The 13,221-nt window shown below is 72.3% G+C and carries 14 protein-coding genes and 1 pseudogene; 7 read left to right on the top strand and 8 right to left on the bottom strand.

The annotated features are described in order from the left end of the window. Window positions 1–104: 104 nt before the first annotated feature. Window positions 105–1,079, bottom strand: coding sequence for a carbohydrate kinase family protein (locus AC5WRT_RS09060; RefSeq protein WP_496092437.1), 975 nt, complete (start codon window positions 1,077–1,079; stop codon window positions 105–107). A gap of 184 nt (window positions 1,080–1,263) precedes the next feature. Between AC5WRT_RS09060 and AC5WRT_RS09055 the strand changes: the two genes are divergently transcribed. Continuing rightward, window positions 1,264–1,473 (top strand): hypothetical protein, encoded by a 210-nt coding sequence (locus tag AC5WRT_RS09055; RefSeq protein ID WP_496092436.1) that lies wholly within the window; start codon window positions 1,264–1,266, stop codon window positions 1,471–1,473. 100 nt (window positions 1,474–1,573) lie between these two features. Continuing rightward, window positions 1,574–3,169 carry a hypothetical protein gene (locus AC5WRT_RS09050; protein ID WP_496092435.1) on the top strand — a complete coding sequence of 532 codons (1,596 nt, stop codon included), beginning with the start codon at window positions 1,574–1,576 and terminating at the stop codon, window positions 3,167–3,169. 263 nt (window positions 3,170–3,432) lie between these two features. Here AC5WRT_RS09050 and AC5WRT_RS09045 read toward each other — a convergent pair whose 3' ends face one another. Continuing rightward, window positions 3,433–3,789: an iron-sulfur cluster assembly accessory protein gene (locus AC5WRT_RS09045; RefSeq protein WP_028422454.1), complete on the bottom strand. Its 357-nt coding sequence runs from the start codon at window positions 3,787–3,789 to the stop codon at window positions 3,433–3,435. A 264-nt stretch (window positions 3,790–4,053) separates the two neighbouring features. Between AC5WRT_RS09045 and nadA the strand changes: the two genes are divergently transcribed. Next, window positions 4,054–5,238 (top strand): quinolinate synthase NadA, encoded by a 1,185-nt coding sequence (gene nadA / locus AC5WRT_RS09040; protein WP_496100108.1) that lies wholly within the window; start codon window positions 4,054–4,056, stop codon window positions 5,236–5,238. Between the two features lie 208 nt (window positions 5,239–5,446). Here nadA and AC5WRT_RS09035 read toward each other — a convergent pair. From AC5WRT_RS09035 to AC5WRT_RS09015, 5 genes and pseudogenes are all read right to left on the bottom strand, one after another. Then, window positions 5,447–5,563, bottom strand: a pseudogene (locus tag AC5WRT_RS09035) (efflux RND transporter permease subunit); the annotation flags it as partial. An 88-nt stretch (window positions 5,564–5,651) separates the two neighbouring features. Continuing rightward, a complete protein-coding gene (locus AC5WRT_RS09030) occupies window positions 5,652–6,332 on the bottom strand; it encodes a response regulator transcription factor (RefSeq protein WP_496092433.1) in 681 nt (226 codons plus the stop codon). Between the two features lie 64 nt (window positions 6,333–6,396). Continuing rightward, complete coding sequence (locus tag AC5WRT_RS09025; RefSeq protein ID WP_496092432.1) at window positions 6,397–7,632, bottom strand: sensor histidine kinase; 1,236 nt, start codon at window positions 7,630–7,632, stop codon at window positions 6,397–6,399. 62 nt (window positions 7,633–7,694) lie between these two features. Then, window positions 7,695–7,973, bottom strand: coding sequence for a PspA-associated protein PspAA (gene pspAA / locus AC5WRT_RS09020; RefSeq protein WP_496092431.1), 279 nt, complete (start codon window positions 7,971–7,973; stop codon window positions 7,695–7,697). Window positions 7,974–8,006: 33 nt separating this feature from the next. Further along, window positions 8,007–8,798, bottom strand: coding sequence for a PspA/IM30 family protein (locus tag AC5WRT_RS09015; protein WP_496092430.1), 792 nt, complete (start codon window positions 8,796–8,798; stop codon window positions 8,007–8,009). Between the two features lie 258 nt (window positions 8,799–9,056). Between AC5WRT_RS09015 and AC5WRT_RS09010 the strand changes: the two genes are divergently transcribed. The 3 genes from AC5WRT_RS09010 (at window position 9,057) to AC5WRT_RS09000 (ending at window position 11,574) form a co-directional block, all read left to right on the top strand. Then, window positions 9,057–9,683, top strand: coding sequence for a DUF3043 domain-containing protein (locus AC5WRT_RS09010; protein WP_496092429.1), 627 nt, complete (start codon window positions 9,057–9,059; stop codon window positions 9,681–9,683). A gap of 83 nt (window positions 9,684–9,766) precedes the next feature. Continuing rightward, a complete protein-coding gene (locus AC5WRT_RS09005) occupies window positions 9,767–10,468 on the top strand; it encodes a class I SAM-dependent methyltransferase (protein ID WP_496092428.1) in 702 nt (233 codons plus the stop codon). Between the two features lie 56 nt (window positions 10,469–10,524). After that, window positions 10,525–11,574 (top strand): S1C family serine protease, encoded by a 1,050-nt coding sequence (locus AC5WRT_RS09000; protein WP_496100107.1) that lies wholly within the window; start codon window positions 10,525–10,527, stop codon window positions 11,572–11,574. 41 nt (window positions 11,575–11,615) lie between these two features. Here AC5WRT_RS09000 and AC5WRT_RS08995 read toward each other — a convergent pair whose 3' ends face one another. Then, window positions 11,616–11,828: a hypothetical protein gene (locus AC5WRT_RS08995; RefSeq protein ID WP_496092426.1), complete on the bottom strand. Its 213-nt coding sequence runs from the start codon at window positions 11,826–11,828 to the stop codon at window positions 11,616–11,618. Window positions 11,829–11,975: 147 nt separating this feature from the next. Between AC5WRT_RS08995 and AC5WRT_RS08990 the strand changes: the two genes are divergently transcribed. Then, window positions 11,976–13,178: a bifunctional adenosylcobinamide kinase/adenosylcobinamide-phosphate guanylyltransferase gene (locus AC5WRT_RS08990; RefSeq protein ID WP_496092425.1), complete on the top strand. Its 1,203-nt coding sequence runs from the start codon at window positions 11,976–11,978 to the stop codon at window positions 13,176–13,178. Window positions 13,179–13,221: the final 43 nt, after the last annotated feature.

Here is a 13,221-nt window from a genome sequence, read left to right as displayed (position 1 = left end):
GGGGGCGCGGGGCTGTGTCCGGCATGCGGCCGCGTGGGCACGACCGGCCCGCACGCGCCCGCAGCCGAGAACGGTGATCGGCAGAGGAGTGGGCGCAGCGGACCTCAGCCCAGGTGAGCCCGCACTTCCTCGCCGGCCTCGTCGCCGTACGCCTTCACGAACCGCTCCATGAAGTGCCCGCGGAGCAGCCGGTACTCCTGCGTACCGACCGTCTCGATGACGAGCGTCGCCAGCATGCAGCCCACCTGGGCGGCGCGCTCCAGCGAGACGCCCCAGGCCAGCCCCGACAGGAACCCCGCGCGGAAGGCGTCGCCGACACCCGTGGGGTCCGCCTTGCGCTCCTCCTCGGGGCAGCCGACCTCGATCGGGTCCTCGCCGGTCCGCTCGATGCGTACCCCGCGCGAGCCCAGCGTGGTGACGCGGTGGCCGACCTTGCCCAGGATCTCGGCGTCGCTCCAGCCGGTCTTGGACTCGATGAGGCCCTTCTCGTACTCGTTGGAGAACAGGTACGTCGCCCCGTCCAGCAGCAGCCGGATCTCCTCGCCGTCCATGCGGGCGATCTGCTGGGAGAAGTCGGCGGCGAACGGGATCCCGCGGGAGCGGCACTCCTCGGTGTGGCGGAGCATCGCCTCCGGGTCGTCGGCGCCGATGAGGACCAGGTCGAGGCCACCCACGCGGTCGGCGACGGTCTTCAGCTCGATGAGCCGGGCCTCGCTCATCGCGCCCGTGTAGAACGAGCCGATCTGGTTGTGGTCGGCGTCGGTGGTGCACACGAAGCGGGCGGTGTGCAGGGTCTCGGAGATCCGTACCGAGGCGGTGTCCACGCCGTGCCGGTCGAGCCAGGCCCGGTACTCGTCGAAGTCGGGGCCGGCAGCGCCGACCAGGACGGGCCGGGTGCCCAGCTGGCCCATGCCGAAGGCGATGTTCGCGCCGACGCCGCCCCGGCGCACGTCGAGCTTGTCGACCAGGAAGGAGAGCGAAACCGTGTGCAGCTGGTCCGCGACGAGCTGGTCGGCGAACCTGCCGGGGAAGGTCATGAGGTGGTCGGTGGCGATGGAGCCGGTGACTGCGATGCGCACGACGGGGATTCTCCTGCGGAATTAGGAAGGTGCGCGCGTGAGCGCTCGTTGGAAGGGCGGTGGTGGGAGACGGGAGGGCGGATCGACAGATCACGCTACCCGGTCGGCCGCCCCAGCTGTACCTGTCGAAACTACCCGATAGTAGACCTTTCTTCGCGGCCCTGAGCAGGCCTACGGTGCCGTCATGACGAACCTCAAGGTCCACTCCCCCGCCCCGGCCGACCTCGAGGGCGGTCTCGCCGCGCTGCGCGGCGACTGCGCCCGGATGGCCCCGCACTGGGCGGTTCCCGAGCACCCCGAGTCCCGGCCGGTGCCGCCGTCCCGGATCCACGGGGTGAGCGTGCCGGCGCGTTCCGCACGGCTGCTGGACGCCATGTCCGAGTACGGCGACTGAGGCGCGGGGCGCGTTCCCGGGAACCGCACGCTCCCCTCCCGCGTCCCATCGCCGTCCCCCATGCGGGGGAGGCGGGATACGACCAGCGAGGAGCGATGCGGTGAACACCGAGCGACCCGAGAACCGCGAGCACCCCGAGGGTCACGAGCAGGCCGAGAGCGCGGAGAGTGCCGGGAACCGGGAGGGGGTCGGGGGCTCGGGGAGGCATGAGGCAGAGGCCGTCGCACCGGACGGCGCCGGTGCGGCCGACGACCGTGGAAGTGAGCGGGCCGGCCGGCGGCGGTCACCGCTCGTGGTGGTCTGCGTGGCCGCCGCCGTGCTGCTGGTCGGCGGCGGCGGCGCCTACCTCGCGGCGGGCAGTGACACCGGCGGTCGTACGGGCGGACCGGGCGCGACCGGCGTCGGCGCCACTCCCCCGCCGCTCTCGCTGGACGGCTTCGGCGCCACCGGCGGCATCGCGCCGGGCGAGCCGGACCCGCACGGCGCCACGTACGTCGCCCAGGGCCGGTTGCCGGCCGGTCCCGGTTCCGCGCCGGTGTACGTGCCGAAGGGCGCGGTCGGTCGGGACGCGGTGGCCCGGCTGGCCAAGGCGCTGGGCGTGGACGGCACCCCCGTGGCCGAAGGACGGATCTGGCGGGTCGGCGGCAAGGACGGCACCCAGCCGAGCCTGACGGTGAACCGGGACGCGCCGGGCAGCTGGAGCTTCAGCCGGTACGCGCCGGGCACCGACGACTGCAAGAGGGGTGCGCTCTGTACGCACGACCCGGTGGGCCCCACCGGCACCCCGGTGAGCGCGGCGGAGGCGAGCCGGGCGGCGGCACCGGTGCTGAAGGCCGCCGGGCTGGACGACGCGAAGGTCGACGCGAGCCAGGTCATGGGCACCCGGCGGGTGGTCGACGCCGATCCGGTGGTGGGCGGGCTGCCGACGTACGGCTGGACGACCGGCCTGACCGTGGACCGGCAGGGCGAGCTGGTCGGCGGGCACGGACTGCTCGGGGCGCCGGTGAAGGGCGACACGTATCCGGTGCTGAGCGCCGCGAGGACGCTGAAGCTGATGAACGCGGCGCCGAGGAGCGACCACCGGATGGGGATCGGCGGGTGCGCGAGCCCGGTGCCGCCGAAGGACCGGCTGGAGCAGCCGTGCGGCGCGCCCACGGGGGCGCCGGAGCCGGGGGCGGAGCCGGGCGGGGATCCGGTCACCGTCACCGTGGAGAAGGCGGCGTTCGGCCTTGCCGCGCACTCCGTGGCCGGGCGGCAGACGCTGGTGCCGTCCTGGCTGTTCCAGGTACGGGGGCCCGACGGCCAGGGGGCGTCCACGGTGTCGTGTCCGGCGGTCGACCCCCGGTACCTCGCACCGGCGGCCACGCCCTCGGCGCCCACCGCGTCCCCGGCGCCCCGGACGGTGAAGGTGACCGGCTACCTGGCCGAGGACCGTGAGCTGACCCTGAGCTTCTACGGCGGGGTGTGCGCCGACTACACGGTCGCGGCGAGGGAGAGCGCCGAGCGGGTGACCGTGACCGTGACGGAGCATCCCTGGCCGGACAAGGTGTGCGTGATGATCGCCAAGGAGTACATGAAGACCGTACGCCTGGCCGCGCCACTGGACGGACGGACGGTGGTCGGCGCGGACGGCGGGCGGATTCCGCAGGCCAAGCCGGGGGCGCTCCGGCCGGAGGCGTCGGCACGACGGCGTTAGGGCGTGTTTCGAAAGTCCCGTCTGGTCCGCGACGCCTGGCACGGCACCTCGCCGCGTTGTCGGGATCGTCCACGTACGCCCGGTACGAGGACCACCCTCCGCCTTGCGATGCACCGCACCAGACGCCGCGACCCCGCCCTCCGGGCGGGGTCCGCTACTTTCGAAACACGCCCTAGCTAGCGCGCCGACACGGCAAGAAGGCGGCGACCCCCTCTCCGGGGGCGCCGCCTTCTCCCTCTCTCAGGCCGTTACGGACCCTCGGCTCAGCTGAAGGAGTCGCCGCAGGCGCAGGAGCCGGTCGCGTTCGGGTTGTCGATCGTGAAGCCCTGCTTCTCGATCGTGTCCACGAAGTCGATGGTGGCGCCGCCCAGGTACGGAGCGCTCATGCGGTCCGTGACGACCTTGACCCCGCCGAAGTCCTTCTCCACGTCACCGTCGAGCGAGCGCTCGTCGAAGAAGAGCTGGTAGCGCAGGCCGGAACAGCCGCCGGGCTGGACGGCGACGCGCAGTGCGAGGTCGTCACGGCCTTCCTGGTCGAGCAGGGCCTTGACCTTGGCCGCGGCGGCGTCGGTCAGGATGATGCCGTCGGTGACGGTGGTGGTCTCGTCCGATACGGACATCTACATCTCTCCCGGGTTGTACGGAGACTGCTTGCCGACGAGTGCAACCGGCGCTTCCGCGGATTCATTCCGGGCCGGGCAGTCACGTTGTCGCGTTGTTGCTTCCGTCTTCATGCTCGCACACGGCCGGGAAGGCCGACAGCGGCCCGCAGGGGGACGGGGGCGGGATTCACGTCACATCGACGCTATGGCCATCGTCAAACTGACGTGAACCGGTTATGATAGATAACGTCAGATAGACGAAAAGTAGAAAGGGTGCGTGCCGTGACCACCGCCCAGACCCCGGAGCTCGACGTGCAGCCGACTCCGCTCGCCCTGCTGCTGCTCGGCCGCGAGGCCGACCCGAAGAGCGAGCGGGGCGTCGAGTGCCCCGGTGACCTTCCGTCGCCGTCCGACCCCGACCTGGTGATGCGTGCCCGTGCGGCCAAGGAGAAGCTCGGCGACAAGGTCTTCGTGCTCGGCCACCACTACCAGCGCGACGAGGTCATCCAGTTCGCCGACGTCACGGGTGACTCCTTCAAGCTGGCCCGGGACGCGGCCGCGCGCCCGGAGGCCGAGTACATCGTCTTCTGCGGTGTGCACTTCATGGCCGAGTCGGCGGACATCCTCACCACCGACGACCAGAAGGTCGTCCTTCCGGACCTGGCGGCCGGCTGCTCCATGGCCGACATGGCGACGGCCGAGCAGGTCGCGGAGTGCTGGGACGTCCTGACGGAGGCCGGGATCGCCGAGCAGGTCGTCCCCGTCACCTACATGAACTCCTCCGCCGACATCAAGGCGTTCACCGGCAAGCACGGTGGCACGATCTGCACCTCGTCGAACGCCAGGCGGGCCCTGGAGTGGGCCTTCCAGCAGGGCGAGAAGGTGCTCTTCCTGCCCGACCAGCACCTCGGCCGGAACACCGCCGTCCGGGACATGGGCATGTCCCTGGACGACTGCGTGGTCTACAACCCGCACCGGCCGAACGGCGGCCTGACGGCGGACGAACTGCGCGCGGCGAAGATGATCCTTTGGCGCGGTCACTGCTCCGTCCACGGCCGGTTCAACCTGGACTCGGTCAACGACGTGCGCGAGCGCATCTCCGGCGTGAACGTCCTGGTGCACCCCGAGTGCAGGCACGAGGTCGTGGCTGCGGCGGACTACGTCGGCTCCACCGAGTACATCATCAAGACCCTGGAGGCGGCCCCGGCCGGCTCCAAGTGGGCCGTCGGCACCGAGCTGAACCTCGTCCGCCGCCTGGCCAACCGTTTCGCGCCCGAGGGCAAGGAGATCGTCTTCCTCGACAAGACGGTCTGCTTCTGCTCCACCATGAACCGCATCGACCTGCCCCACCTGGTCTGGACCCTGGAGTCCCTCGCCGAGGGCAACCTGGTCAACCGCATCGAGGTCGACCAGGAGACGGAGGCGTTCGCGAAGCTCGCCCTGGAACGGATGCTGGCGCTGCCGTAACGGCACGGCACCGCAACGAGGTCAGGGGCGCTTCCCGTCGTCGGGAGGCGCCCCTCTCGTGCCACCAGGAGCTCCTGGTGATCACCGCCGAACGACCGCTTCTGCACCGTGTCGTACGACTTCGAGTCCTTCAGCATCACCTGGTACGACGCCTGGTTGGTGTCCGTGCCGCCGCCGAAGGCCGTGCCGAACAGGGCGCCCACCATGCCTCCCCGTAGCCGAGGTGCCGCTTGACGTTCTCCAGGACCACGATCGAGTCGTCGACGACCCGGCCGACGGCGATGGTCAGCGCACCGAGCGTGAGCATGTTCAGCGACAGGCCGCGCGCAGGTCGGGCTAGTCCATTTCCTGGTCCGGCCCTACTGCGCCCGCCGTACGCCCGGGTGGAGACCCGCGCCACGGCCGGGTGGAGATCAGTCCGTCCTCGGGCGCACCAGACCCGACTCGTACGCGATCACCACGAGCTGCGCCCGGTCGCGCGCGCCCAGCTTGGCCATGGCCCGGTTGACGTGCGTCTTCACCGTCAGCGGGCTGACCTCCAGGCGTTCGGCGATCTCGTCGTTGGAGTGGCCGCCGGCGACCTGGACCAGCACCTCGCGCTCCCGCCCGGTGAGCGCGCCGAGCCGCTCGGAGCGGTCGGGGTCACGGCCGTCGTCGCCGTCGCCCTGGGCGAGGAAACGGGCGATCAGCCCCTTGGTCGCGGCCGGCGACAGCAGGGCCTCGCCGCCGGCCGCGACCCGGATGGCGTTCAGCAGCTCCTCCGGCTCGCTGCCCTTGCCGAGGAAGCCGGAGGCCCCCGCACGCAGCGCCTGGACGACGTAGTCGTCGACCTCGAACGTCGTCAGGATGACCACGCGGACCTGCGTCAGGGAGGGATCCGAGCTGATCATCCGGGTGGCGGCCAGCCCGTCGGTGCCCGGCATCCGGATGTCCATGAGGACGACGTCGGCGCCCTGCTCCTTGATCAGCCGGACCGCCTCGGCCCCGTCGGAGGCCTCCCCCACCACCTCCATGTCGGGCTCGGAGTCGACCAGCACCCGGAACGCGCTGCGCAGCAAGGCCTGGTCGTCGGCGAGCAGGACACGGATCGTCATGCGGTCTCCCCCCGGGGCCGTCGCACGAGTCCCGGTACGGATCTCGGCACGGGTCTGCACGGTCTCACCGGTCTCCACGGTCCTTGCGGGCATCGGTGCGGGTCTTGAGGGGCAGGATCGCATGGACGCGGAAGCCGCCGCCGTAGCGGGGCCCGGTGGTCAGGGTGCCGCCGAGGGCGGTGACCCGCTCGCGCATGCCGAGCAGTCCGTGCCCGCCCCCGTCCCCGGGCACACCGGCGGCGCCCGCGCCGTCGTCGAGGACGGTGACCTCGATGTCCGTCCCCACCCGTACGACGCTGACCTCGGCCCTGGCCTCGGCCCCGGCGTGCTTCTGCACGTTGGTCAGCGCCTCCTGGACGATCCGGTAGGCGGCCAGGTCGACGGCGGCGGGCAGTTCGGTGCCCTGGTCGGCGCGGGCCACCTCCACCGGCAGGCCCGCGTTGCGGAAGGTGTCGGCCAGCTCCTGGAGCCGGCTGAGTCCGGGCGCCGGCTCGGTCGGGGCCTCGGGGTCACCGGACTGGCGCAGCAGGCCCACGGTGGCGCGCAGCTCCTCCAGCGCGGCACGACCGGCCTCGCGGACGTGCGCCAACGCCTCCTTGGCCTGGTCGGGCCGCTTGTCCATGACATGCGCGGCGACCCCGGCCTGCACGTTCACCAGGGCGATGTGGTGGGCGACGACGTCGTGCAGATCGCGGGCGATGCGCAGCCGCTCCTCGGCGACCCGGCGGCGGGCCTCCTCCTCGCGGGTGCGTTCAGCACGCTCGGCCCGCTCCCGGATCGCCTGGACGACCGCGCGGCGGCTGCGTACGGCGTCCCCGAGGGTCGCGCCGACGCCGGTCCAGGCGAGCACGCCGAGGTTCTCCTGCGCGTACCAGGGCAGCGGGCCGGCCAGCATGGCGGCGGCCGTCAGTACGGTCATGGTGAGCAGGCCGACCCGCCAGGTGGTGGTGCGGTCGGTGGTCGCGGCGACGGTGTAGAGGGCGACCACGGCGGACATGGCGACCGGGGCGCGGGGGTCGCCGGTGACGCACTCGATCACGGAGAGGACACCGGTCGTGGCGAGCACGGCCTTGGGGGCGCGGCGCCGGAAGACGAGCGCGGCCGCGGCGAGGACCATCAGCAGGAGGCCGAGGGGGGCGGGGGTGCGCAGGCCCCAGGTGACGCCGTTCGCTCCGCGGGGCACGACGAGGGAGCCCGCGAGCATGCACACCAGCACGCCGGCGGCGATGGACGCGTCCAGCGCGAGGGGGTGCGCCTTCACACGGCAACGGGCGCGGTCGAGAGTGCGGGCGGTACTCACGCGACGAACAGTACGGGTGCTGCGCCGTGGCCTGTAGCGCGGGAGCGGCGAGCACCCCGGCGCTACCCCGGAATCAGCCCCTCGTCGCTGAGCATCGCCCGGACCTCCTCCAACGACGCCTCCGGAGACGGAAGGATCAGCTCCGAGGGCTCCAGCGCGTCGTCGGGAAGGGGCGTGCCGAGACGGCGGACGGCGTCGAGGAGTGCGCCGAGGGTGCGGCGGAACGCCGTCCCGTCGCCGCGCTCCAGCTCCACCAGCAGCTCGTCGTCCAGCTTGTTCAGCTCGGCGACGTGGGAGTCGTCCAGCTGAACCTGGCCCTCCCCCATGATCCGTACGATCACGTCGGCCTCCTCGGCTCGCGTCCCGGCGCCGGGCTACTGCTTGTCGAAGCGCGGGGTGTCCTGCGGCTGCTGCTGGGTCTGTCCCTGGCCGGTGCCGCCCTCGATGGCCTGCTGCGGCTGGCCACCGGCCAGCTCGGCCTTCATGCGCTGCAGCTCCAGCTCCACATCCGTACCACCGGAGATCCGGTCCAGCTCGGCGGCGATGTCGTCCTTGGCCATGCCGGAGGGATCTTCCAGGGCGCCCGAGGCGAGCAGTTCGTCGATGGCGCCGGCCCGGGCCTGGAGCTGGGCGGTCTTGTCCTCGGCGCGCTGGATGGCAAGGCCGACGTCGCCCATCTCCTCGGAGATGCCGGAGAAGGCCTCGCCGATCCGGGTCTGGGCCTGGGCCGCGGTGTAGGTGGCCTTGATGGTCTCCTTCTTCGTCCGGAAGGCGTCGACCTTCGCCTGCAGACGCTGGGCCGCCAGGGTGAGCTTCTCCTCCTCGCCCTGGAGGGTGGCGTGCTGCGTCTCGAGGTCGGTGACCTGCTGCTGGAGCGCGGCCTTGCGGGACAGCGCCTCGCGGGCCAGGTCCTCGCGGCCGAGTGCGAGCGCCTTGCGGCCCTGGTCCTCCAGCTTGGTGGACTGCTGCTGCAGCTGGTTGAGCTGGAGTTCCAGGCGCTTGCGGCTGGTCGCCACGTCGGCGACGCCGCGGCGGACCTTCTGCAGCAGCTCCAGCTGCTTCTGGTACGAGTAATCGAGGGTCTCGCGCGGGTCCTCGGCCCGGTCAAGGGCCTTGTTCGCCTTCGCGCGGAAGATCATCCCCATACGCTTCATGACACCGCTCATGGGCTTCGCGCGCCCCCTTCTGACGGACTCCAGCTCACAGATCCTGCGACAGGACCCACAGTACGGGCCCTGACTCCATTACCGCACTGTTCGGGGACGGATGCGCTCATCCCCGAGGACGACTGCGGACCGTATCGCTCCGGCGTGAGGAGTAGGTGATGCCCTGCCGTGTCCCCTGCGATCCCCTGCCGTAACGTCCACTCTGTCCCCCTACAGACGTCCGGTGTTGCCGGATCGTTCCCCACCGGGCTGGGGTCCATGCCGCGGAAGCCCTTACCCTTGGGTTTTGTGTTCCGTAGCCGTGCCAAGGAAGAGAAGGCCACCGCCGACAAGACGCCGGTAGCCCTCTCCAAGCAGCCCCGTGACCCGCAGGCCCCGAAGGGCAGGCCCACGCCCAAGCGCAGTGAGGCCCAGTCCCAGCGGCGCAGCGTGGCCCACACGCCGACCAACCGCAAGGAGGCCGCCAAGCGTCAGCGCGAGGAACGGCGCCAAACACTGGAGCGGCAGCGCCAGGCGCTGGCCACCGGTGACGAGCGCTATCTGCCCGCCCGGGACAAGGGTCCGGTCCGCAAGTTCGCCCGTACCTGGGTGGACTCGCGGTTCAACGTGGCGGAGTTCTTCCTGCCGCTCGCGGTGGTGATCCTGGTGCTGAGCGTGGTGCGGGTGCCGCAGATCCAGTCGATCGCCCTGCTGCTGTGGCTCGTGGTGATCGTGCTGATCGTGCTGGACTCGGCGGTCAGCGGTGTGCGGCTGGGGAAGCGCCTCAAGGAGCGCTTCCCGAACGAGAGCACGCGCGGCGCGGTTCCCTACGCGCTGATGCGTTCCCTGCAGATGCGCCGGCTCCGGCTGCCGAAGCCGCAGGTCAAGCGCGGAGAGCGGCCCTGAGCGCAGACGCCTTCACCGGGGGTGCGGCCGAGGCCTGGCTGAACAAGCTGGGCGGGCTGCGTGACGTCGTCCGCCAGGAGCTGGTGGCGCGGCAGCTCGACGAGCAGATAGCCGGCCGGTTCCCGGTCGGGCAGCGGCTGCGGGTGCTCGACGTCGGGATGGGCCAGGGCACGCAGGCGCTGCGGCTGGCCCGGCTCGGCCATCAGGTGACGGGCGTGGAGCAGGACCCGACGATGATCGCCGCCGCGCGGCAGGCCCTGGCCGCCGAGCCGGAGGGCATCCGGGAGCGGGTCCGGCTGGTCCAGGGCGACGGCCGGGACACCGGGGTGCACTTCCTGCCGGGCAGCTTCGACGTGGTGCTGTGCCACGGCGTGCTGATGTACGTCGAGGAGCCCGACCCGCTGGTGGCGGGCCTTGCGCGGATGCTGGCGCCCGGCGGACTGCTCTCCCTGCTCGTCCGCAACGGCGACGCGCTCGCCGTGCGACCGGGCCTCGCCGGCGACTGGGCGGGCGCCCTGGCCGCCTTCGACACCACCGCCTACCACAACCGCCTCGGCCTGGACGTACGGGCAGACCGGCTGGCGGCGCTCACCGCCACCCTCGCCGGGATCGGGGCCCCGCTGCACGCCTGGTACGGCGTCCGGGTCTTCACGGACACGGCGGCGGACGACGCGGAGATCCCGGACGACCTCGAGAGACTGCTGGCGGTGGAGGAGCGGGCCGGGCGCACGGACCCGTACCGGGGAGTGGCGGCGCTGCTTCACCTGTGCGGCGTACGGGGCTGAGACCGTTCGGGCCAACACCGCGGGCCGGATGACCGGCGCGCACCGAGACTCGGGGTATGGACGCTTCCCTGAGCCGTGCCGTACGGAGGGTGACCGCCGCGGCCGCGCTGGTGTGCTGTGTGACGGCCGGCTGCACCACCGGCTCCCGGCAGGACACAGCGACCGCGCGGGCGAACGTGCCGACGGCCGTGGGTGATCTGCAGAGCCAGTACCAGAAGGTCATCAGGAAGGCCCTGCCGTCGGTCGTGCAGATCCAGTCGGGCCGCGAGCTGGGCTCCGGGATCGTGTACGACGGCAAGGGACACATCGTCACCAACGCGCATGTGGTCGAGTCGCAGAAGACGTTCACGGTGACCACCGCCAACAGCGAGGAACCGCTCACCGCGCGCCTGGTGTACTCCTACCCCGAGCAGGACCTGGCCGTGATCAAGCTGGACAAGGTGCCGCACGGGCTGAAGGCGGCGGTGTTCGGCGACTCCGAGAAGGTGGAGGTCGGCCAGATCGTGCTGGCCATGGGCTCCCCGCTCGGGCTTGCGTCCAGCGTGACCCAGGGCATCGTCTCGGCGACCGGGCGGACCGTCAGCGAGGCCGGCGGGGGCACGGGCGCCACCCTCGCCGACATGGTGCAGACCTCGGCCCCCATCAATCCCGGCAACAGCGGCGGCGCGCTGGTCGATCTGGCCGGGCACGTCATCGGCATCCCGACGCTCGGCGCCGCCGATCCCAACCTCGGGGGCAGCGCGGCGCCCGGCATCGGGTTCGCCATCCCGGCGTCGATGGTGAAGACGATCGCGGGGCAGATCGTCGACAAGGGCAGGGTCACCAACTCGGGGCGGGCCGCGCTCGGCATCACCGCGCGGACCGTCGTGGACGAGAACTACCGGCCGGCCGGGGTTGCCGTGGTCACGGTCAGGCCCGGCGGCGCGGCGGACAAGGCGGGCCTGCGCCCCGGCGACATCATCACCAGGCTGGGCGACCGGTCCATCTCCACCATCACGTCCCTGTCGGTGGCGCTGGCGGCGGACAGGCCGGGCCAGAAGACGTCGGTGACCTACCAGCGGGACGGGAACGAGAAGAAGGCGGCGGTGACGCTGGGCGAGCAGTGACGAGGGGTGCGGCCACCGGCGGCCGCACCCCTGCGCACCGGCTACGCCGCGTCGGCATGCAGGCTCATCGGCCCGTAGACCTCCGTGTTCTCCTCGAACAGCCGCACCTGGTCGGCGCCGCCCTCGACAAGCGCCTTCCAGTGCTCGCCGATCCAGGACTCGGCATCCCCTTGCGTGGTGAACTCCTCGGGCTGCACCGCGGGCTGGACCTCCGTCCCGTCGGCCTTCTCGAACCGCCACGTCCATGCCGTCATGTGGGCCTCCTTCGATCCGACACCTGCGCGCAGCGTATGCGCTGTGCGGGCTCGGCCGTGAGAGGTGGTGGATCATCCGCGGGTGAGTGGGCCCGCGTCGGGGCGCTGTGGTGAGCGGTACCCGCCGGCGCGGGTGAGAATCGGTGCGTGGAAGTGACTCTGCTCGGTACCGGTGCGCCCGCCGGACTGCCTCGGCCCCACTGCCCGTGTGCCGCGTGCGCGACCGCGCTGGGCCGGCAGGCCCGGGCGGCCACCGCCGTGCTGGTCGACGGGACGCTGCTGCTGGATCTTACGCCGGGCGCGGCGTTCGCTGCGGCGCGGGCGGGGCGTTCGCTGGGCGGGGTACGGCAGGTGCTGCTTTCGCATCCGCACGACGGTCCGGCGGTGGAGGTGCCGGCCGGGCTGCCGCAGCCCGGCCGGGTGCCCGACGGGCGGGAGTTGGCGCTGCTGACGGGGCATCGGGTGCGGGCCCTGGCGATGGACGCGGGCGGCACCGGGTACGCGGTGACCGGGCCGGACGGGCAGCGGCTGCTGTATTTGCCGCCGGGCGGCGCCCCGGCGGGTCTGGAGGAGGCGACGGCGGAGTCGTACGACATGGTCCTCGCGGACGTCGTGGGCCGCCCGGACGCGCTCGCCCGGCTGCGAGCGGTGGGTTCGGTCGGCCCGGCCACCGATGTGCTCGCCGTCCACCTCGACCACGACGTGCCGCCCGGCGCGGAGCTGGGCCGCCGGCTGGCGGCTGCGGGCGCGCGGGCCGTGCCGGACGGTACGAGGCTGACGGTGGGCGCGTACGGGGACGTGCCGGACGTGCCGCGCCGGACGCTGGTGCTGGGCGGCGCGCGTTCGGGAAAGTCGGTGGAGGCCGAGCGGCGCCTGGAGTCGTTCCCGGACGTGCTGTACGTGGCGACCGGCGGCGCCCGGGGCGGCGACACCGAGTGGGCGCAGCGGGTGGCGCTGCACCGGGAGCGGCGGCCGGGGTCGTGGCGTACGGCGGAGACGACGGACCTGGTGCCGTTGCTCCGCGAGGAGGGGCCGCCGTTGCTGATCGACTGCCTGAGCCTGTGGCTGACGGACGCCATGGACGCCGTGGGGGCGTGGGACGACGCGGAGTGGAGCGGCGGCGGGGAGAAGTCCCTTCGAGAGCGGGTGCGGGAGCTGACGGAGGCGCTGCGCCGTACGCGGCGAACGGTGGTGGCCGTCTCCAACGAGGTGGGCTCGGGGATCGTCCCGGCGACTGCCTCCGGCCGGCGGTACCGGGACGAACTGGGGCGGCTGAACGCGGCGTTCGGGACGGAGTGCGAACAGGTGCTGCTGGTCGTCGCCGGTCAGGCCGTGGTGCTCCGGGGCTGAGCGGGCGCCCGGTGCGCACCGAAGGGCGCGGGGAACCACGCGA

This window comes from Streptomyces sp. NTD91 (assembly GCF_059510455.1).
This window is presented reverse-complemented; position numbering and strand designations above follow the sequence as displayed.